Source organism: Pseudomonas sp. MUP55 (assembly GCF_034043515.1).
Classification (GTDB): domain Bacteria; phylum Pseudomonadota; class Gammaproteobacteria; order Pseudomonadales; family Pseudomonadaceae; genus Aquipseudomonas.
Genome location: NZ_CP138214.1, coordinates 5,172,186 through 5,191,226, shown reverse-complemented (window position 1 = coordinate 5,191,226; position 19,041 = coordinate 5,172,186). Strand labels below are relative to the sequence as shown.

At 60.3% G+C, this 19,041-nt stretch carries 18 protein-coding genes; 13 read left to right on the top strand and 5 right to left on the bottom strand.

Annotated features, from left to right (window positions below):
* The first annotated feature begins 42 nt into the window (after positions 1 to 42).
* The 4 genes from mpl (at position 43) to SC318_RS23360 (ending at position 5,664) form a co-directional block, all read left to right on the top strand.
* Positions 43 to 1,392 (top strand): UDP-N-acetylmuramate:L-alanyl-gamma-D-glutamyl-meso-diaminopimelate ligase, encoded by a 1,350-nt coding sequence (gene mpl / locus SC318_RS23375; RefSeq protein ID WP_320428627.1) that lies wholly within the window; start codon positions 43 to 45, stop codon positions 1,390 to 1,392.
* The gene (gene ubiX / locus SC318_RS23370; protein ID WP_065910043.1) at positions 1,389 to 2,018 is read left to right on the top strand and encodes a flavin prenyltransferase UbiX; all 630 of its coding nucleotides are present in this window, start codon (positions 1,389 to 1,391) and stop codon (positions 2,016 to 2,018) included. The genes mpl and ubiX overlap by 4 nt, the downstream gene beginning before the upstream one ends.
* Positions 2,011 to 2,295, top strand: coding sequence for a YceK/YidQ family lipoprotein (locus SC318_RS23365; RefSeq protein ID WP_320428626.1), 285 nt, complete (start codon positions 2,011 to 2,013; stop codon positions 2,293 to 2,295). Before ubiX ends, SC318_RS23365 begins: the two co-directional genes overlap by 8 nt.
* A gap of 168 nt (positions 2,296 to 2,463) precedes the next feature.
* Positions 2,464 to 5,664, top strand: a complete 3,201-nt coding sequence (locus SC318_RS23360) for a hypothetical protein (protein ID WP_320428625.1) — start codon at positions 2,464 to 2,466, stop codon at positions 5,662 to 5,664.
* Positions 5,665 to 5,890: 226 nt separating this feature from the next.
* Here SC318_RS23360 and SC318_RS23355 read toward each other — a convergent pair whose 3' ends face one another.
* The 3 genes from SC318_RS23355 to SC318_RS23345 all read right to left on the bottom strand — a co-directional run bounded on the left by SC318_RS23355 (position 5,891) and on the right by SC318_RS23345 (position 8,841).
* Positions 5,891 to 6,532: an oxidoreductase gene (locus tag SC318_RS23355; protein ID WP_320428624.1), complete on the bottom strand. Its 642-nt coding sequence runs from the start codon at positions 6,530 to 6,532 to the stop codon at positions 5,891 to 5,893.
* A gap of 29 nt (positions 6,533 to 6,561) precedes the next feature.
* The gene (locus SC318_RS23350) at positions 6,562 to 8,280 is read right to left on the bottom strand and encodes a C13 family peptidase (RefSeq protein ID WP_320428623.1); all 1,719 of its coding nucleotides are present in this window, start codon (positions 8,278 to 8,280) and stop codon (positions 6,562 to 6,564) included.
* A 105-nt stretch (positions 8,281 to 8,385) separates the two neighbouring features.
* Positions 8,386 to 8,841, bottom strand: coding sequence for a MaoC family dehydratase (locus tag SC318_RS23345; RefSeq protein WP_320428622.1), 456 nt, complete (start codon positions 8,839 to 8,841; stop codon positions 8,386 to 8,388).
* A 179-nt stretch (positions 8,842 to 9,020) separates the two neighbouring features.
* On the opposite strand from SC318_RS23345, the gene SC318_RS23340 reads away from it, so the two are divergent.
* Genes SC318_RS23340 through SC318_RS23330 form a run of 3 tightly spaced genes read left to right on the top strand, consistent with a single transcriptional unit; the run spans position 9,021 to position 10,699 of the window.
* On the top strand, positions 9,021 to 9,374 hold the full coding sequence (locus SC318_RS23340; protein WP_306494769.1) for a CidA/LrgA family protein: 354 nt from the start codon (positions 9,021 to 9,023) through the stop codon (positions 9,372 to 9,374).
* Positions 9,371 to 10,087, top strand: a complete 717-nt coding sequence (locus tag SC318_RS23335; protein WP_320428621.1) for an LrgB family protein — start codon at positions 9,371 to 9,373, stop codon at positions 10,085 to 10,087. The genes SC318_RS23340 and SC318_RS23335 overlap by 4 nt, the downstream gene beginning before the upstream one ends.
* Positions 10,088 to 10,108: 21 nt before the next feature.
* Positions 10,109 to 10,699 (top strand): LON peptidase substrate-binding domain-containing protein, encoded by a 591-nt coding sequence (locus SC318_RS23330; protein WP_320428620.1) that lies wholly within the window; start codon positions 10,109 to 10,111, stop codon positions 10,697 to 10,699.
* A gap of 15 nt (positions 10,700 to 10,714) precedes the next feature.
* Here SC318_RS23330 and SC318_RS23325 read toward each other — a convergent pair whose 3' ends face one another.
* Together SC318_RS23325 and SC318_RS23320 are read right to left on the bottom strand one after the other, a co-directional pair.
* Positions 10,715 to 12,031, bottom strand: coding sequence for a bifunctional DedA family/phosphatase PAP2 family protein (locus tag SC318_RS23325; RefSeq protein WP_320428619.1), 1,317 nt, complete (start codon positions 12,029 to 12,031; stop codon positions 10,715 to 10,717).
* Positions 12,032 to 12,180: 149 nt separating this feature from the next.
* Positions 12,181 to 12,855, bottom strand: a complete 675-nt coding sequence (locus SC318_RS23320) for a DNA-3-methyladenine glycosylase (RefSeq protein WP_413817571.1) — start codon at positions 12,853 to 12,855, stop codon at positions 12,181 to 12,183.
* A gap of 182 nt (positions 12,856 to 13,037) precedes the next feature.
* On the opposite strand from SC318_RS23320, the gene SC318_RS23315 reads away from it, so the two are divergent.
* The 6 genes from SC318_RS23315 to rodA all read left to right on the top strand — a co-directional run bounded on the left by SC318_RS23315 (position 13,038) and on the right by rodA (position 19,037).
* Positions 13,038 to 14,303, top strand: coding sequence for a glutamate-5-semialdehyde dehydrogenase (locus SC318_RS23315; RefSeq protein WP_320428618.1), 1,266 nt, complete (start codon positions 13,038 to 13,040; stop codon positions 14,301 to 14,303).
* Entirely contained in the window at positions 14,303 to 14,947 is a 645-nt protein-coding gene (nadD, locus tag SC318_RS23310) for a nicotinate-nucleotide adenylyltransferase (RefSeq protein WP_124388349.1), read from the top strand. The genes SC318_RS23315 and nadD overlap by 1 nt, the downstream gene beginning before the upstream one ends.
* Before the next feature lie 69 nt (positions 14,948 to 15,016).
* Complete coding sequence (rsfS, locus tag SC318_RS23305; RefSeq protein ID WP_003237041.1) at positions 15,017 to 15,511, top strand: ribosome silencing factor; 495 nt, start codon at positions 15,017 to 15,019, stop codon at positions 15,509 to 15,511.
* A gap of 9 nt (positions 15,512 to 15,520) precedes the next feature.
* Positions 15,521 to 15,988 (top strand): 23S rRNA (pseudouridine(1915)-N(3))-methyltransferase RlmH, encoded by a 468-nt coding sequence (rlmH, locus tag SC318_RS23300; RefSeq protein WP_003176297.1) that lies wholly within the window; start codon positions 15,521 to 15,523, stop codon positions 15,986 to 15,988.
* 15 nt (positions 15,989 to 16,003) lie between these two features.
* On the top strand, positions 16,004 to 17,902 hold the full coding sequence (gene mrdA / locus SC318_RS23295) for a penicillin-binding protein 2 (RefSeq protein WP_320428617.1): 1,899 nt from the start codon (positions 16,004 to 16,006) through the stop codon (positions 17,900 to 17,902).
* 31 nt (positions 17,903 to 17,933) lie between these two features.
* The gene (rodA, locus tag SC318_RS23290) at positions 17,934 to 19,037 is read left to right on the top strand and encodes a rod shape-determining protein RodA (protein ID WP_164485628.1); all 1,104 of its coding nucleotides are present in this window, start codon (positions 17,934 to 17,936) and stop codon (positions 19,035 to 19,037) included.
* Positions 19,038 to 19,041 lie beyond the last annotated feature (4 nt).

The following is a 19,041-nucleotide window of genomic DNA, read 5'->3' as shown; positions in this document are numbered from 1 at the left end:
TTTCCCTGCGCTAACCTGCCTCGATGTTTTACGAGGTCAACTATGCACATTCATATTCTTGGTATCTGCGGCACGTTCATGGGCTCGATGGCGGTGCTTGCCAAAGAGCTGGGCCATCACGTTACTGGCTCCGATGCCAATGTGTATCCGCCCATGAGTACCCAGCTTCAAGCTCAGGGCATCGAGCTGACGCAAGGCTACGACCCGGCGCAATTCGACCCGGTGCCGGACCTGGTGGTGATTGGCAATGCCATGTCCCGAGGTAACCCTGCGGTCGAGTATGTCCTCAATAAAGGCTTGCCCTATGTCTCCGGCCCGCAGTGGCTGGCCGACCACGTGCTGCAAGGGCGCTGGGTGCTCGCGGTTGCCGGCACCCACGGCAAAACCACCACCAGCAGCATGTTGGCCTGGGTGCTGGAGCATGCGGGCATGAGCCCCGGCTTTTTGATCGGCGGCGTGCCGCAAAACTTTTCGGTATCGGCGCGCCTGGGCGATACGCCGTTCTTCGTGATCGAGGCCGACGAATACGACAGCGCGTTCTTCGACAAGCGCTCCAAGTTCGTCCACTACCGTCCGCGTACCGCGATTCTGAATAACCTTGAGTTCGATCACGCCGACATCTTCCCGGATCTGCCGGCCATCGAACGGCAATTCCATCACTTGGTGCGCACCATCCCGAGTGAAGGCCTGGTGATCCACCCGACCACCGAACCTGCGCTGCAGCGGGTGATCGACATGGGCTGCTGGACCCCGGTGCAAACCACCGGCGCGGGCGGGCAGTGGCAGGTCAGGTTGCTGCGTGACGACGGCTCCCGGTTTGAAGTGCTGTTCGAAGGCGAGGCCCAGGGCATCGTCGAGTGGGACATGACCGGCCAGCATAACGTCGCCAATGCCTTGGTCACCCTGGCGGCTGCGCGGCATGTGGGCGTAGTGCCGTCCATTGGCATCGCAGCTTTGAGCGCGTTTAAAAGCGTCAAGCGCCGCATGGAAAAGGTGGCCGACGTGAATGGGATTACCATCTACGACGATTTTGCCCACCATCCCACGGCTATCGCCACCACCCTGGACGGCCTGCGCAAGCGTGTCGGTGACGCGCAGATCATTGCGGTCGTCGAGCCGCGCTCCAATTCCATGAAGTTGGGTGCACACCGTGATGGCTTGCCGGAAAGCGTCAATGACGCCGACCAGGCGGTCTGGTATGCACCGGCCAACCTTGGCTGGGACCTGCCGGCGATTGTCGCGCAGTGCACTGTTCCTTCGACCGTGTGCGACTCCCTGGAGGGCATCATCGAGCACGTCAAGCACCTGGCCAAGCCGGGAACCCACGTCGTGATCATGAGCAATGGCGGCTTCGGCGGCCTGCATGGCAAGCTGGCCGAGGCGCTCAAATGAGCGGCCCGGAACGCGTCACCCTGGCGATGACCGGCGCATCCGGCGCGCCGTACGGCCTGCGCTTGCTAGATTGCCTGGTGCGTGAAGACCGTGAGGTGCATTTCCTGATCTCCAAGGCGGCGCAGTTGGTGCTGGCGACGGAGACTGATGTGGCATTACCGGCCAAGGTGCAGATGATGCAGGCCTTCCTCACCGAATACACCGGTGCGGCGGCGGGGCAGATCAAGGTCTATGGCAAAGAAGACTGGATGTCGCCGGTCGCTTCCGGCTCCGGTGCACCGGCGGCGATGGTGGTGGTGCCATGTTCCACCGGCACCCTGTCGGCGATTGCCACGGGCGCCTGTAACAATTTGATCGAGCGTGCGGCGGACGTGACCCTGAAGGAGCGCCGTCAGTTGATTCTGGTGCCCCGTGAAGCGCCGTATTCGAGCATCCACCTGGAGCACATGCTCAAGTTGTCGAACATGGGCGTGACCATTCTGCCGGCATCGCCGGGCTTCTATCACCAGCCGCAGACCATCGACGACCTGGTGGATTTTGTGGTGGCGCGCATCCTCAATCTGCTCAATATCCCGCAAGACATGCTGCCGCGCTGGGGCGAGCATCATTTGAGCAGCGATGAATAAGGCGTTGCTGCTCGTGCTGGCGCTGCAACTGACCGGCTGCGCCACCGCTCGCACGCTGGATGCCGCACAACCTGGCGCGCCAGTGGTGTACGCCGGCACGCGCCTGGATTTGTATGCGATCAACGGCGGCTGTTGTGCCAAGGACCGCTTTGGCGCCGAGGCACCGAGCTATCCTCATGTCGACCTGCCGGCCAGTGCGTTGCTCGATACCTTGCTGCTGCCATTGTCGTTATTGACCGTGCTGGGCGTCGGCTTCAACGCCACCGGCGGGCTGTAAGGCACCTCTCATCAGCAACACGAAACTCAATGAGAGCACGGAAATAATTAGCGACTGAAATATTTGCACAACTATATTTCGAGAGCGCTATGGGCGGTTCTGTGCTCGTGTTGCCACTTAATACGCAGGCGGCTAATTCCGGCGGCGTCCGTAAAGAGTGATTGAGCGATGAAGGTATCCAGCGTTAATTCAAACCCAATTATTTCTTACGGTTTGCCTGGCCAGGCTGGAGCACACGCAGCACCTGCCGCGAAGATTGCAGATCCCCACAACGATGGTGCCACATTGCCTGATACTGCCGAGGCTCGTGCAGCCGGTGATGCGTCTGTGGCACCGGCGTTCGCAAAGGCATTGGCGTTGCGCTCTTTTCAAATTGCTGCGACGCAGCCCACGGTTCAGGTGCCTGCGCAGTCCACACTCGGGCGTTGGCGCACTCTGCTGGACAGTGCATTTAAAAGTCCTGGATTCGTGGCATGGGCGAAAGAGCAGGGGCTTGATGTCAGGCGCTTGAAACTGGACCCCTATAAAAGCGAGATCACCGGCACTGTGGACGGTAAGACCCACACCTTTTCGCTGCGGGACGATTCAGGCTGGTCGGATGTCTCTCGAACACTGTTGTCGGTCGCCAGCGCCATTGCGCCCGCGCCGGGGCAAGCGTTTGATTACCCTTGGCCTGACGGCGAGGTACCGATGTACACGGTGGGGCGATTTTACAATGTCCCGATAGACCTTACGCCCGCACAAGCTGCCGAGCACCGTAAAAAGTTGATTGCAGGCGCGCCGTTTGAATTCCCGCCGGTAACTCATGCACAGCAGCGCTCTACAGGCGCGCTGGCTGACTATGAACAAGCGCTGGGCGATGATGCTAATCGTCAGGCACTTATCACTGCGCTTAAATCCAAGGTAGATGATGCCAATGGCAATATCGATCTGGAAAAAGCCATGGTTCGTATTGATCCTCGCTCACGCCGGTTTGCCACCGAGCAGCGCCGTGAAATAAGTGTGGCGCAGTTTCTCAGGCAGGATGGAAACAATGTGCCGAGCAATAGCGAGCAAGCTGACGGCGTTGCATCGGCGCTATCCTTTGACCTTGCGCATCGGGCGCCAGGGGAGCGCTCTGGTGGGGTAAAGCCTCTGACGAGAGTGTTGGGCTCCACCTCAATGCGCAAGATGCAGACACAGGTCAATACCTGGAAACAGCAGCGAGTCCCCCAGGCTTCAGCCCCACAGGCAGGGAATGGAACAGCAGCACCCAGTTTATTACACCAGTTGATCAGCCTGCTTCCTGAGGCAATAAGGAAGGATATTTCGCAGGACCCTGCGTTGGCACTGGATAAGCTTATCCGCTTGCCCGAGGCGCAGACGCTGGGTGAAGACATACAAGAAAAAATCAAGTTGCTCCAGACGGCCACCAGCGCAACTGAAAGTGTGAGCGCCGCACTTGTGCAAGAACTTGACCCAGGATTGGGCAAGTCACCATTCAATTTAGCGGGCTATAATCTGTATAGCGAAGATAACGCAGGCGCCCCGGCTGCCGAAATTGTAAAGCGTTTTATCGCTCACCTTGAGAAGACGATCGGCGCTGAGGCAGCGCCTCTTGCGGCGCGTTTGTTATTGTCGGTAGCCGCCCCGGAATTTCTGGTAAAAGACATGCCGCCTAACCTTGTGTTTGGCTCTCATGCTTGGACGAATTTTTCCATCGAGGTCTCGCGTATAGAACAGCAGAGTCCAGGTGCTTCACCCAATATGACGTTTAGTCAAGTCATGGCCTTCGGTGATACACCCCCTATTTCCGTTGAGGGTGAGCAAGAGCTGAATCTGGCTGCGCGCGCTCCGATTATTAGTTGGGGGGTGGCGAACGATATACTAAAACAGCGCCCTGATGGCGAGTACACTGATGCCGAACTTAAACGCTCACAAGATGCATTGAATGAGCAGCATCGTGAACTTTCAGAAGCACGAAACACTCTGCTGACCCCTCCGGAGTCGAGAAGATCTTTGGCGCTGGCGGAACTCAAGCGCGTGTTTCCAGGTATAGATCCGACACTGGAGGTGCTGCAAAGCAGGACGGTGAAGCATACGCCCGTGTCGCTACTTGATATTTATATGAGTGGGCCAATCGACTCGGATAAATGGATGTCGCTGGATGAAGAAAAACTCCCATACGATACCCTGAAGTCTCGATTCTCCCGTCTGGAACCCGATATAAGGCAGGTGTTTTCGAGTAAATTCGAAGCGTATACGAAAACACAAAAAACGGCGTGGGAGGTTCAGTTTCGGTATCAGCTTTCGTTGCTGCCCAAGGCTGAGCGGGAGCATATAAAGCACTCTAAAATCAGCTTCTTCGAGGTGTCTCGACCGTTTCTTGAGACCGAACTCAACCCGGCAGGATCATACTGGTACCCCGGCCGCCGAATTCGAACGCCGACTCCCCAAGAGCTTGAGGATCGTAAGGGGAGGCAGGGTCTGCTCATGAAAGCACAAGGGCCTGATGGAGAGGTCCGGGCCTATAGTTATTTTCCGGCTCAGGGGAAAATGATCAGGGAACAGAGCGTCCCGGACGAACAGACGCATTTCGATGACAGTGCCTATTTTGGTGGAAGCTCCAAAGGACGGGTGGCAGGCGCATTTAATATCTATAAACAGTACGGGATAACGCAGGGTGATTTGAACTCGCCTGATGCGGATGTCAGAATAAGTGGTACGTTTTTTTCCTATAAGAGTGCCGTGCTTGCTTCCACGGTTTCGGAATTTTTTATGGGTGATTATGATGCCGTTAAATACGACGCTGCGGGGATTACAGAGTTAGAGAAGGGGCAGGCTTACGATGAAAAGTTAAAAGGTTTTTTCCTAAGCCTTATCCCTTTTTACAATGGAATCCAAGATGCAATCAACGGGGACGTGGGGGGGGCGGCTTTTAACATTGGGTTCGATCTCTTGGGTTTTTTCTTGCCGGGGTTCTCTGCTGGCAAAAAAGCGTATAAGGCGGGTAAGGGGCCGATTAATGTCATCAAGAGTGGGGTTTATGCGGGGGTTGGAGCCTCTGTGGGGTATACCGACGTGGTGGATATTACCAAGAACTTAAACAGTGGCGCGAGGGCGGGATATAAAGATATCAAACAGCTGGCCAGTGGTGCAGAAGAACTGCTGTCCAGATTGAGGGGGAATTACGCTACCTACAGTGTTAATAAGGTTTATAAAGATGGTGATATTGTCAAAGGTTTTATGCGCTCGGTAGAGGATGGCGTGTGGCGCCCGACTGTCGCCATATTCAAGAAAGGAGGGTGGTACGCCTATAATGTTATTACCAAGACGCCCTTTGGTGTGCAGGCGGCTCAGTTCGGAGTTTTAGATGCTGTAACCTCTTAGCGCGTTGTTGTTGCTCGCCTGTTGAGCGCGTAATGCAAGGTTGTTCTGAATCGGTGGAACGCAATGGGAGGGTTTGCCTCGAGAAAGCGTCTGCTCGCTTGAAGCCGCGATCGAGAAAGCCGCTCCGCCAGCAAAAGTACGTTACTGCGCACTGCACTTATTGCACTGCCGTTATTCTTCGTGCTGGCGTCAGCTTTCCTCTCCCACATTTAGGTTTGCACCAGCCTTATTTACCCAGCTTGCGCAACTCATCCGACTCCACAACCCGTATGCCATCCTGCTCTTCCAGCGCCAGGCGCCACATGGCGCGTGCCAGTTCGCACACTTCGATGCCGTGGTACTTGCCGGGAATCAGGCGTGACAGCGGCCCCGCCAGTTTTTCAGCCAGGCGCGGTTCCAGTCGTTCGCCCAGCAGCAACGAGGGCCGCACGATGGTCAGTTGCGGCCAGTCCTGTGCTCTGAGCGCCTGCTCCATTTCCCCTTTGACGCGGTTGTAGAACACCGAAGATTTCGGATCGGCGCCAATTGCACTGATCACGATCAGGTGCCGCGCGCCCATTTCCCGTGCGCGCTTGGCAAAGGCCACCACCATATCCAGGTCAACGGCACGGAACGCCGCTTCGGAGCCGGCCTTCTTGATCGTGGTGCCCAGGCAGCAGAAGGCAATATCCACCTGGCCGCTCAGTTGTGGCAGGAATACGGCCGGGTCGCCCACCGGGTTTTCCAGGCGAGGGTGTTCAGCCAGTGGTTTACGGCTGGGTGCCAGCACGCGGGTCACGGTAGGTTCGTTGAGCAGGCGGTCCAGCAAGTGTTCGCCGGTGAGGCCGGACGCGCCGGCCAGCAGGATATGCTGCGGTGTCAGGTACATGGTGTTTCCCCCTTGTTACACGTTACAGCTTAGTTGCCTTTGGCTTCCTTGCTATTCATTGAGACGCTTTCGAGCGCCTTTCGTGCCTGCTGTTTACGTAATAGTTGCCAATGGGCGATCACGCCCTTGGGGGCCCAGATCTGCGGTTCGGAGGCTTCGAAATTGTCCGCCTGTTCGCGCTCGGCCACGTGCAGTTGTGCCAGTTTGAACGCGTGTTGCAAATCGTCCGTTTGGCTGAAGGCTTGTGCGAAAAGGGCATCGCCGAAGTAGGTGAAGTCTGCCTCTTCCGAGCAGCCGAACGACACGCGATCAGCGCGCGAGGCGGTCATGATCAGCGTGTGCTCGTCCTTCAATGCCGGGATGAAGCCGCCGGAGTAACAGGCGGAAATCACGATGATCTTGTCGCGGTTTTTCAGCGGCGCGAGCACGGCGGCCAGCTCATCGGCCGGCAGGTCGGCCAGTTCCATGCGCGGCTGGTCCAGCACCAGTTCGTGTTCATGGGTGCCGTGGCTGGTCATGTAGATGAACACCAGGTCTTCCGGCCCGCTGCGCTCGGCCAGGGTTTGCACGGCCCGGCGCAGGTTTTCGCGGGTGGCCATGGGGCGGTCGGCGATGTGGTCGCGGTGGTTGACCAGACGAATCTGCCCACGCGCACCGAAGCGGGTGGCGAGCATGTTGCTGACGTAATCGGCTTCGCGCAGGAACACGCTTTGCTTGCCGTCGCCGGCCAGGGCCAGGGTGTACAGCTCGACGGCAGGCGTGGAGGGCGGCACGGCGGCGAGGGCGTCAGCCAGCAGGCGGCCCTGGGCCAATACGCCGGTTTCCAGTGGGTCCGGCAGCAGCTTGCCGTCGGCATCGCGCACGCGCATGCCGTTGACCCAGGTACCGGCCTGCACGGTGCCGTCGGTGAGGACCAGCGTGCCGCGGCCCTGGTAGCTGTCGCTGTCGAAGCCGCCGACATAGAAGCTGCCGTCGGTAAGGTTCAAGCGACCTTCGCCGCTGAAGCGCCAGTCACTGAATTGGCCTACGTAGTGGCTGCCATCAACGCCGATCAATTCGCCTTTGCCGCTCAGGGCGCCTTCCTTGAACTGGCCGATCCAGACGTCGCCGTCGGCATTTTCATAGCGCCCCTTGCCGTTGAGCTGGTTCTGTTTGAACTGGCCGACGTAGATATCGCCGTCGGCGCTGTTGAAGGTGCCGTTGCCTTCCAGCTGGCCATCGACAAAGTGGCCGCTGAACTGATTGCCGCTGTCGTCGTTGCGCTGGCCTTCGCCATTGGGTTTGCCGTGGGCGAATTGGCCCTGGTATTGGCTGCCGTCGGCCAGCTCCAGGCGGCCGAGGCCGGAATACTGGTCGTCCTTGAATTCGCCGCGATAGGTCATCTGCCCCTCTTTGAGGGTGCCTTCGCCGTTGCGTCGACCGTTCTTGAACCCGCCCACGTAGCTGCTGCCCGCGGTGGTCAGGCTGCCCTGGCCGTCAAACAGGCCTTGCTTGAACTCGCCCTTGTAGACCTCGCCGTTGCTGCCGTGCCATTCGCCCTGGCCGTGCCACTGGCCTTTATCGAACTCGCCGGCGTACCAGCTGCCGTTGGGGTAGTCGACGCGGCCCTGGCCTTGCAGCAAGCCATTGACCACATCGCCCCGGTAGCGGCCGCCGTCGGGCAGGCGCGCATCGGGCGGCAACAGCGATTCGCCGTCTCCGCAAGCGGTGAGCAACAGGGCAAGGGCAAGGGGAGCGAGTGGGCGCATAGCGGGATCCGGATAATTAAGCGCCGAGTATGCCGCAGCTGCGCGTTTCATACATAAATTTACATACACTGTGGCAAGGTTTATTGCCTCGCCACAGGCAACGCCCTACACGAAGCAGAGTGACAGCGATTCGGCGATGTAGGCCGGTTTCTCCTGGCCTTCGATTTCCAGGGTGGCGGTGGCCTTGAACAGCCACTGGCCAGGTTTTTTCTCGTTGACGTCGGTGAGGGTGACGTTCAGACGCACCTTGGAACCGACCTTCACCGGCTGGATGAAACGTACGCTGTCCAGGCCGTAATTGACCGCCATCTTCAGGCCTTCGGGCATGATCAGAATGTCTTCCATCAGCTTGGGCATCAGCGACAGCGACAGGAACCCATGGGCGATGGTGCTGCCGAACGGGGTTTGCGCTGCCTTGACCGGATCGACGTGGATGAACTGATGATCGCCGGTGGCCTCCGCGAACAGGTTGATGCGCGCCTGGTCGATGGTGAGCCAGTCGGAACGTCCGAGTTCCTTGCCGACATAATCTTTGAGCTGCGCTACGGGTACATAGGGCATTGCGTCTCTCCTGGGCTCATCATTCTTATCCCCCGCGGATGAGGGGTTTTTATGGGATACAGAGAACCAATGTAGATCATCACGGGCAATCGGCTCGGTCAACGACATGCTTTTGGCGAATGCCGAAGCATAGGGCCGGCGTGCTTATAATGCGGATGAGCTTTGAGGGGACAAAGAGGATGCTGTTACGTGGCCTGACCTGGTTGGTGCTGTTTCAATTGATTGGCACCGCGATCAACCATTTGCTGTTGCCGGTATTGCCGGGGCCGATCATCGGCCTGTTGCTGATGCTTGGCTTTTTGATCTGGCGCGGCGAAGTCAGCGAGCCGCTGAGCCTGGCCGCCAGCAGTCTGTTGCGCTATCTGCCGTTGCTGCTGGTGCCGCCGGCGGTGGGCGTGATGGTGTATGCCAAAGACATCGTTGCAGACTTCTGGGCCATCGTCGGCGCGCTGGTGCTGTCGCTGGTCATCGCCATGGGCGTTGTCGGCGTGCTGATGCAGCAGATGGTCAAGCGCAAGGAGAAGGACCAATGATGTTCGACTGGCAGGGCGCCTGGACGGCCGTCATTCATCACCCGTTATTCGGCATCGGCATCACCCTGGGCGCTTATCAACTGGTGCTGGCGGCGTTCGAGAAAACCCGCTGGATCTTCCTGCAGCCGGTGCTGGTCTCCATGTTGCTGGTGATTGGTGTGTTGCTCGGCTGCGGCCTGAGCTACGCCGAATACCGCAAGAGCACCGAGATCATGGGGATTCTGCTGGGGCCTGCGACGGTCGCGCTGGCGGTGCCGCTTTATTTGAACCTGCGGCGGATTCGCCAATTGTTCTGGCCGATTTTTACTACGCTGGTGATAGGTGGGGTGCTGGCAACCGGCCTGTGCGTGTTGTTGGGCTGGTGGTTCGGTGCCGAACACCGCGTGCTGATGACCATGGCGCCCAAGTCGGTGACGTCGCCGATTGCCATGCTGGTGGCCGAACAGATCGGTGGCGTGGCGGCATTGGCGGCGGTGTTCGTGTTGATCACCGGCGTGGTCGGCGCGATGATCGGCCCGGCGCTGCTGTCGCGACTGGGCGTCTTCAGCCCCGAAGCACGCGGCATGGCGTTGGGCATGACGGCTCACGCCGTCGGCACCTCGGTGGCCCTGCAGGAAAGCGATGAGTGCGGCGCCTTCGCGGCGCTGGCAATGAGTTTGATGGGCGTGGCCACGGCGGTCTTCCTGCCGCTGGCCGTGTCTGTGATTGTTTAAACCGGGTTTAAGGAAACCTTTATGAGTCTGGCGCTGTTTCCGCTCAACACCGTGCTGTTCCCTGGCTGCACGCTCGATTTGCAACTGTTCGAGGCGCGCTACCTGGACATGATCAGTCGCTGCATGAAAAAGGGCGAAAGTTTCGGCGTGGTATGCATCCTTGACGGCAAGGAAGTCGGCCTGGCCCCGGACGGCTACGCACTGATCGGCTGTGAAGCGCTGATCCGCGACTTCAAGCAACAGGACAACGGCCTGCTGGGCATTCGTGTCGAAGGCGGGCGGCGTTTCCGCGTACGGGATGCCGGTGTCCAGAAGGACCAGTTGCTGATCGCCGAGGTGCAGTGGTTGCAAGAGCTGCCGGACCAGCCGCTGGAAGAAGAGGATGCCGATCTACTTGCCTTGCTGCAGGCATTGGCGGAGCACCCGATGGTCGCGTCGCTGGACATGGACGCCCACGCCGAGGGCCAGCAGGCCCTGGCTAATCAGTTGGCGTATCTGTTGCCGTTCGACGAGGCCGACAAGATCGACCTGCTGCAACTGGACGATCCGCAGCAGCGGCTGGATGCGATCCAGATGCTGCTGGATGAGTTGCAAGGTGAGTTGTTCACCTGAAATCCCGGCCGACGTTCAATAGGCGTACCTGAGCAACGCGTGCGAAGTGCCGGTAAAGGCGATGAACGCGAGCACGGCCACCACGGCAGGCAATACCAGCCACCAGGCTTTTTGCGTCATCGGTGGTAACGGGCTGCGGTATTGAATGACGGTGAGGCTGAACGCACACACGCTCATTGCCAACAGTGTGCCGGCCAGGATGTCCGTGGGCCAGTGAGCGCCCAGGTACACCCGTGACAAGGCAATGAACGCGGCGGGTATGCAGCCCAGCAGCAGCCAGGTCAGACGTAACCGCGTGGGTTGGCCTCGACCGGCCAGTACCGCCAGGGCCAGAAAGAACGCAAACGAGCCCGAGGCATGGCCGCTGGGCATGCTGAAACTGGTGAGCGGGTCGATCAGGATTTCCGGGCGGCCACGGGCGAAGAACAGCTTGGTGCCGGTATTGATCACGGCGGCGCCGGCCAGCGTGGCGCCGACGAATACGGCGTGACGCCACTGTCGCGCCAGTAACAACAGGCCGGTGAACACCGCACTGGCTACGAACATCTTCTTGAATTCGCCCAGCTGGGTGAGTTGCACCATCACGTGATCGAGCCATGGGCTGCGGTGTTCCTGCACCAGTGCGCTCAGGCCCTGGTCAAAATCGTTGAGGTGCGGGTAGCCGATAAACAGCGCGAGCAGCAGAACCAGGCTGGCGCAGCCCACCCACAGGGTGGCACGACGATGGCCGCGCAGGCTGCTGTTCAGGCTCAGCCCCAGCAGTACCGCCAGGCAGGCCGCGACAACCGCCGCTTCCGGCCAGAAACCTTCGGGCAATGGCAGGCGGAATGCAGCGCCGGCGGCCCAGCCGGGCAGCAGATAAGCCACGGTCCAACCCGCTGCGGCGATCACGCTCACGGCCGCGAAGCGCGGGAACGGCATGTCGCACATGCCGGCGACCATCGGCAGCATGGGGCGCAGCGGGCCGATGAAGCGCCCGACCAGCAGGCTGGCGATGCCGTACTTATGGAAGTAGGTTTCCGCGCCATTCATCCATTCCGGATGCTGGCGAAGGCCGGGCAGGCGCCGAATGTTCTGGTGGAAATGTCGGCCCAGGTAGTAGGAAACCCCGTCGCCCAATAGACCGCCGAGGAACCCCAGCAGCAGGGTTTCACTCAGCGACAACGCGCCGCTGCCGGCCAGCGCGGCAATCGCAAACAGCAACACAGTGCCGGGCACGATCAGCCCGGCGATGGCCAGGCACTCCACGCACGCGACGATAAACACCGCCGCCGCCAGCCATTGTGGGTTGAGGGTCAGCCAGCCGGTGATGCTATCGAGCCATTGGCCCATACAATCCACTCCATGTATGCAATACATATTCTGTGGGAGGGGGCTTGCTCCCGACGGCGGCATAACAGGCAGTCACTGTTTAGCTGACCCACCGCTATCGGGAGCAAGCCCCCTCCCACATAAGGTTCACTGTGTTGAGGGGGCGTCATTCAAATCAAAAAATAATCGCGGCCTTCGACCTGGCCTCTGCGCAGCGGGTTCCGTGTGCAATAAGGCGCATAGCCAGCATCGACGAAGCGGTACATCAAATGCTCATCGCGCCCGCTGGGGATGCCCAGCCGGGTGGTCTGGATGATCTGCGTCGGCACCTGGCCCACGTCTTCCACATAGAGCAGTTCCTGGTCGAAACGCTTGGCATCCCACATCGGTACTTTCAGGCCCAGCGCCTTGCACAGCAACGTCTGGCCCGCGCAGAGTTTCTGCGAGGCGCGCGGGCTGCCATCCGGGTTCGGGTTGTTCAAAAGCATCTGCGCCAGGCTCGCCGGCCCGGACACTTCATCGACCCAGGGATAGGCCGATTTGATCAGCACGGCATTGCCCGGGCCATGGGCGCTGAAGTTGAGCGAATCACCGCCTCGGGCGTAGTACATGTAGATGTGCCCGCCATCCAGAAACAAAGCCTTACGCTTTTCTGTGTAGCCGAGCGAGGCGTGGCTGCCTTTTTCGGCCACGTAATAGGCTTCGGTTTCAATAATCCGCGCCGAAAGCCAGGTTTCGCCGACACGATGGCGAATGACTTTTCCAAGCAGTTCTTGCGCAAGCAGTTGTGCGTCGCGGTCGAAGAAGCTGTCGGGGAGGGCGCTGGCGGGGAGTTCAGGGGTCATTCTGGACATAGCGTTCAGGTTATTACGGCTAAATGTGACGGAATCATAACAACTCCCACCTTAATTACCGCTGAACCCCGGGTTTTTACAGTTCATTTCGACCATCCGCCCCTCACCGCTGTCAGTCGGGCGGCGTCACGGCTATAATCTGCCGCTTTCCTCTTTGCCAAGACTCCCTGATCATGACTGAGTCCGTTCTTGACTACATGGCCCGCCTGGGTCGCGCTGCCCGTCAGGCCTCGCGGTTGATCGCCCGTGCGAGCACTGCGCAGAAGAATCGCGCGCTGTTGGCCGCCGCCGATGCTCTGGATGCTTCGCGCGCAGGGCTTGCCGCCGCCAACGAACAGGACCTGGCCAACGGCCTTGCCAATGGCCTTGAGCCAGCTTTGCTGGACCGTCTGGCGCTGACCCCGGCGCGTATCGACGACATGATCGAAGGCCTGCGTCAGGTGGCCAAGCTGCCTGACCCCATCGGTGAAATCCGCGATATGCGTTACCTGCCGTCCGGCATCCAGGTCGGCAAGATGCGCGTGCCCCTGGGCGTGATCGGCATCATCTATGAGTCGCGCCCGAACGTGACCATCGACGCCGCGAGCCTGTGCATCAAGTCGGGCAATGCCACCATCCTGCGCGGCGGTTCCGAGGCGATCAATTCCAACCGTGCCATCGCCGCCTGCATTCAGCAGGGCCTGGCCGTGGCCGAGTTGCCGGCCGAGGTGGTGCAAGTGGTGCAAACCACTGACCGTGCGGCCGTTGGCGCGTTGATTACCATGCCTGAATTCGTCGACGTGATCGTACCGCGCGGTGGCAAGAGCCTGATCGAGCGTGTCAGCCGCGACGCCAAGGTGCCGGTGATCAAGCACCTTGATGGCGTGTGCCATGTCTACATCGACATTGCCGCCGACCTCGACAAGGCGATCCGCATCGCCGACAACGCCAAGACCCACCGCTACGCGCCGTGCAACACCATGGAAACCCTGTTGGTGCACGCCGGCATCGCCGAGCGCGTGCTGCCGCCGCTGGCTGCCATCTACCGCGACAAGGGCGTGGAGCTGCGCGGCTGCGAGCGTACCCGTGCGTTGCTGGGCGCGGACGTGATCGAGGCGACCGAAGAGGACTGGTACACCGAGTACACGGCGCCGATCCTGTCGATCCGCATGGTCGACGACCTGGATCAGGCCATCGAACACATCAATAAATACGGCTCCAAGCACACCGACGCCATTGTCTCCGAGCATTTCAGCGATGCCCGGCGTTTCCTCACTGAAGTGGATTCCGCTTCGGTCATGATCAACGCCTCGACACGCTTTGCCGATGGCTTCGAGTACGGCCTGGGGGCGGAAATCGGCATCTCCACCGACAAGCTCCATGCACGCGGCCCGGTTGGCCTGGAAGGCCTGACCAGCGAGAAGTACGTGGTGTTCGGCGACGGTCATGTGCGCACTTGATGGGTAAACGCATCGGGCTGCTCGGCGGTACTTTCGACCCCGTGCACATCGGCCATTTGCGCAGCGCCCTGGAAGTCGCGGATGCCCTGGCGTTGGACGAGTTGCGCCTGATGCCCAATTTCCGGCCGCCCCATCGCGATACGCCGCAGGTTTCAGCGCAGCAGCGCCTGGAAATGGTGCGCGTTGCCGTGGAAGGGATCGCACCGCTGGTGGTGGACGATCGCGAACTCAAGCGCGATAAACCGTCCTACACTGTCGACACCCTGGAACTGATGCGCGCCGAGTTGGCCGCCGATGACCAATTGTTTCTGCTTTTGGGCTGGGACGCTTTTTGCGGCCTGCCCTCTTGGCACCGCTGGGAGGAACTCCTCCAGCATTGCCACATCCTGGTTTTGCAACGCCCGGATGCCGACAGCGAACCGCCGGATGCCTTGCGCAACCTGCTGGCCGCGCGGTCGGTAAGTGACCCCTTGGCCCTGACCGGGCCAAACGGGAATATTGCATTCGTCTGGCAGACCCCGCTTGCGGTGTCCGCCACCCAGATCCGTCAACTGCTGGCCAGCGGTAAGTCGGTACGTTTCCTGGTGCCTGACGCGGTCCTGGCCTACATCGATGCGCACGGGCTTTACCGTGCGTCGAACTGAAAAGGCGCGCTTGTCGCTACGCACCGTCGTGCAGCGAGCGCCCGAACATACGAGCAAAACGAGTTTTATATGACGAACAAAGACGTAAGCAAAGTTAAGCGCAAAGGCACCTTCAAAAGCGCGCCGCTGCCGGTAGAAGCCCACGTTGGCCCGGAACTGGCTGGCGAAGAGCTGGTAAAAGTCGCCGTAGCTGCCCTGGAAGACGTGAAAGCCCAGGACATCCAGGTGCTGGACGTGCGCGACAAGCAGAGCATCACCGACTACATGATCATCGCCACCGGTACCTCCAACCGCCAGATCGGCGCGATGCTGGACAAGGTTCGCGAAGCGGTCAAAGCCCAGGGCGTGAAGCCGCTGGGTGAAGAAGGCAAGGGCGACAGCGACTGGGTGTTGCTGGACATGGACGACGTGATCGTTCACATGATGACCTCCAACGCCCGCCAGTTCTATGACCTGGAACGCCTGTGGAAGGGCGCCGAGCAGAGCCGTGCCGCCGATGGCAAGCACCACAGCCCGGAAGTGGGCCACGCGCACTTCGACAAGCTCAACAAAGACCAGGAATAAGGAACGGCTGTGCGCCTGCGTCTGATCGCTGTCGGTTCACGCATGCCCAAGTGGGTGGAAGAAGGCTGGCACGAGTATGCCAAGCGTCTGCCCGCTGAGCTGTCGCTTGAGCTGGTGGAAATACCGCTCAATACCCGGGGCAAGAATGCCGACGTGGCGCGCTTTATCCGTCAGGAAGGCGAAGCCATGTTGGCCAAGGTCGGCCCCAACGAGCGCATCGTCACCCTCGAAGTGCACGGCAAGCCCTGGAGCACCGAGCAGTTGGCGGTGGAACTGGACCGCTGGCGCCTGGATTCGCGCACCGTCAACTTCATGGTCGGCGGCCCCGAGGGGCTGGCGCCGGAAGTCTGTGCGCGGGCCGATCAGCGCTGGTCGCTGTCGGCACTCACGCTACCGCACCCGTTGGTAAGGATTCTGATCGGTGAACAGCTGTATCGCGCCTGGACAGTTCTGTCCGGGCACCCTTACCACAAATAATCTGCGCCATTCCCGATGACCCAGCCGATCCGCATCAAGGACCACGAGAAAGACGCACGTCTTGTACGGGCGCGCGTGGTGTTTGGCGCGATCATGGTGGTAGCGCTGATCGGGGTGCTGATCGCGCGCCTGTATTACTTGCAGGTGATCCAGTACGAGTATCACTCCACCTTGTCGGAAAACAATCGGGTGCATGTGCAGCCGATCCCGCCGACCCGTGGGCTGATTTTCGACCGTAATGGCGTGGTGGTGGCGGATAACCGGCCCAGCTTCAGCCTGAGCATGACCCGCGAGCGTTCCGGCGACTGGCAGCAGGTCCTCGATGTGATTGTCGAGGTGCTGCAGCTCACGCCGGAAGACCGGGTGATTTTCGAGAAGCGCATGAAGCAGGGGCGCCGGCCTTTCGAGCCGGTGCCGATCCTGTTCGAGCTGAACGAAGAACAGATCGCCCGGATCGCGGTGAACCAGTTCCGCCTGCCGGGCGTGGAGGTGGTGGCGCAGTTGGTGCGGCACTACCCGCAGGGTGCGCACTTTGCCCACTCGGTCGGCTATATGGGGCGCATCAACGAGAAAGAGCTCAAAACCCTCGATCCGGTCAATTACAGCGGCACTCACCACATTGGCAAAACCGGCATCGAGCGCTTCTACGAGCCCGAACTGCATGGTCAGGTGGGTTACGAAGAGGTCGAGACCAACGCCCGTGGCCGCGTATTGCGCGTGCTCAAGCGTACCGATCCTTTGCCGGGCAAGGACATTGTGCTGAGCCTGGACATCAAGTTGCAGGAAGCCGCCGAAATGGCCCTGGGCGGTCGTCGCGGTGCGGTGGTGGCGCTGGACCCGAAGACGGGCGAAGTGCTGGCCATGGTCAGCCAGCCGAGTTTCGACCCCAACCTGTTCGTGACGGGCATCAGCTTCAAGGCCTACGCCGAGTTGCGCGATTCCATCGACCGGCCGCTGTTCAACCGCGTATTGCGCGGTCTGTATCCGCCGGGTTCGACCATCAAGCCGGCGGTGGCGATTGCCGGCCTGGATTCGGGTGTGGTCACCGCGTCGAGCCGGGTCTATGACCCCGGCTACTACATGCTGCCCAACTACGATCACAAATACCGTAACTGGAACCGCACCGGTGACGGCTATGTCGACCTGGACACCGCAATCATGCGCTCCAACGACACCTATTTTTATGACCTGGCCCACAAGCTGGGGATCGATCGCCTGTCGGCCTACATGGGCAAGTTCGGCCTCGGCCAGAAAGTCTCCCTGGACATGTTCGAAGAATCCCCCGGCCTGATGCCGTCACGGGAGTGGAAGCGGGCGACGCGCCGCCAGGCGTGGTTCCCCGGCGAAACCCTGATCCTCGGCATTGGCCAGGGTTATATGCAGGCCACCCCGTTGCAACTGGCCCAGGCCACTGCGCTGGTGGCGAACAAGGGTGTGTGGAACCGCCCGCACCTGGCCAGGACCATCGAAGGCGAGAAACCGGTGGATGAGAACCCGATTCCCGACATCGTCCTGCGTGACTCATCCGACTGGGCCAAGGTCAATCACGGTATGCAGCAGGTGATGCACGGCGCCCGTGGCACCGCACGCAAGGCGGCGATCGGTGCGCAGTACCGCATCGCCGGCAAAAGCGGTACCGCCCAGGTGGTCGCGATCAAGCAGGGTGAAAAATACGACCGCTCCAAGGTTCAGGAGCGCCACCGCGACCACGCCTTGTTCGTCGGTTTTGCCCCCGCCGATGACCCGAAAATCGTGGTGGCGGTGATGGTGGAGAACGGTGAGTCCGGCTCCGGCGTCGCGGCCCCGGTGGTGCGCCAAGTGATGGACGCCTGGCTGCTGGCCGCCGATGGCAGGCTCAAGCCCGAGTATGGCGGCCCCCCTTCAAGCCCCGAGGTTACGGCCCGTGAAGAGTAATTTTGACCGCATCCTCTCCAGTGAGGACGTGATGCGTCGCCGTGCGACGTTGCTGCAACGCATGCACATTGACGGCCCGCTGCTGGTGCTGCTGCTGATATTGGCGGCCGGCAGTCTGTTCGTGCTGTATTCGGCCAGCGGCAAGAACTGGGACCTGCTGATCAAGCAAGCGTCGTCATTCGGCCTGGGCCTGTTGTCGATGGTGGTGATCGCCCAGCTCGAGCCGCGCTTCATGGCACGCTGGGTGCCGCTCGGTTATGTCGCCGGGGTCTTGCTGCTGGTGGTGGTGGACGTGATGGGCCACAACGCCATGGGCGCGACCCGCTGGATCAACATCCCCGGGGTGATTCGCTTCCAGCCGTCGGAATTCATGAAGATCCTCATGCCGGCTACCATCGCCTGGTACCTGTCCAAGCGCACGTTGCCGCCCCAGCTCAAGCACGTGGCCATCAGCCTGTTGCTGATCGGCGTGCCGTTCATTCTTATCGTGCGCCAGCCCGACCTCGGCACGTCGTTGCTGATCCTGGCGGGCGGCGCGTTCGTGCTGTTCATGGGGGGCTTGCGCTGGCGCTGGATTCTCAGCGTGCTGGCCGCTGCCGTGCCGGTGGCCGTGGCCATGTGGTTCTTCTTTATGCACGACTATCAAAAACAACGGATCTTGACGTTCCTCGACCCGGAGAGCGACCCGTTGGGCACTGGCTGGAACATCATCCAGTCGAAGGCGGCGATCGGTTCCGGCGGCGTGTTCGGCAAGGGCTGGCTGCTGGGCACCCAATCGCACCTGGACTTTTTGCCGGAAAGCCACACCGACTTCATTATTGCGGTGATGGGCGAAGAGTTCGGCCTGGTAGGTATTTGCGCGCTGCTGCTGATCTATCTGCTGTTGATCGGGCGCGGGCTGGTGATTACCGCGCAGGCGCAGACGCTGTTCGGCAAGCTGCTGGCCGGCAGTCTGACCATGACTTTTTTTGTTTATGTTTTCGTCAACATCGGTATGGTCAGTGGCCTGCTGCCGGTGGTGGGCGTGCCGTTGCCATTCATTAGCTACGGCGGAACTTCGCTGGTGACATTGCTGTCAGCGTTTGGGGTTTTGATGTCGATTCATACGCATCGCAAATGGATCGCACAGGTTTGAATAA

What these genes read in the sequence shown, in the direction of transcription:
- SC318_RS23315 (WP_320428618.1), top strand. Translation starts at nt 13,038, where the DNA reads ATGACTGAGTCCGTTCTTGACTACATGGCCCGCCTGGGTCGCGCTGCC.
- SC318_RS23320 (WP_413817571.1), bottom strand. Translation starts at nt 12,855, where the DNA reads ATGACCCCTGAACTCCCCGCCAGCGCCCTCCCCGACAGCTTCTTCGAC.
- rodA (WP_164485628.1), top strand. Translation starts at nt 17,934, where the DNA reads ATGCGTCGCCGTGCGACGTTGCTGCAACGCATGCACATTGACGGCCCG.
- mrdA (WP_320428617.1), top strand. Translation starts at nt 16,004, where the DNA reads ATGACCCAGCCGATCCGCATCAAGGACCACGAGAAAGACGCACGTCTT.
- SC318_RS23325 (WP_320428619.1), bottom strand. Translation starts at nt 12,031, where the DNA reads ATGGGCCAATGGCTCGATAGCATCACCGGCTGGCTGACCCTCAACCCA.
- SC318_RS23360 (WP_320428625.1), top strand. Translation starts at nt 2,464, where the DNA reads ATGAAGGTATCCAGCGTTAATTCAAACCCAATTATTTCTTACGGTTTG.
- SC318_RS23335 (WP_320428621.1), top strand. Translation starts at nt 9,371, where the DNA reads ATGATGTTCGACTGGCAGGGCGCCTGGACGGCCGTCATTCATCACCCG.
- nadD (WP_124388349.1), top strand. Translation starts at nt 14,303, where the DNA reads ATGGGTAAACGCATCGGGCTGCTCGGCGGTACTTTCGACCCCGTGCAC.
- SC318_RS23345 (WP_320428622.1), bottom strand. Translation starts at nt 8,841, where the DNA reads ATGCCCTATGTACCCGTAGCGCAGCTCAAAGATTATGTCGGCAAGGAA.
- SC318_RS23365 (WP_320428626.1), top strand. Translation starts at nt 2,011, where the DNA reads ATGAATAAGGCGTTGCTGCTCGTGCTGGCGCTGCAACTGACCGGCTGC.
- mpl (WP_320428627.1), top strand. Translation starts at nt 43, where the DNA reads ATGCACATTCATATTCTTGGTATCTGCGGCACGTTCATGGGCTCGATG.
- ubiX (WP_065910043.1), top strand. Translation starts at nt 1,389, where the DNA reads ATGAGCGGCCCGGAACGCGTCACCCTGGCGATGACCGGCGCATCCGGC.
- SC318_RS23355 (WP_320428624.1), bottom strand. Translation starts at nt 6,532, where the DNA reads ATGTACCTGACACCGCAGCATATCCTGCTGGCCGGCGCGTCCGGCCTC.
- SC318_RS23330 (WP_320428620.1), top strand. Translation starts at nt 10,109, where the DNA reads ATGAGTCTGGCGCTGTTTCCGCTCAACACCGTGCTGTTCCCTGGCTGC.
- SC318_RS23340 (WP_306494769.1), top strand. Translation starts at nt 9,021, where the DNA reads ATGCTGTTACGTGGCCTGACCTGGTTGGTGCTGTTTCAATTGATTGGC.
- SC318_RS23350 (WP_320428623.1), bottom strand. Translation starts at nt 8,280, where the DNA reads ATGCGCCCACTCGCTCCCCTTGCCCTTGCCCTGTTGCTCACCGCTTGC.
- rsfS (WP_003237041.1), top strand. Translation starts at nt 15,017, where the DNA reads ATGACGAACAAAGACGTAAGCAAAGTTAAGCGCAAAGGCACCTTCAAA.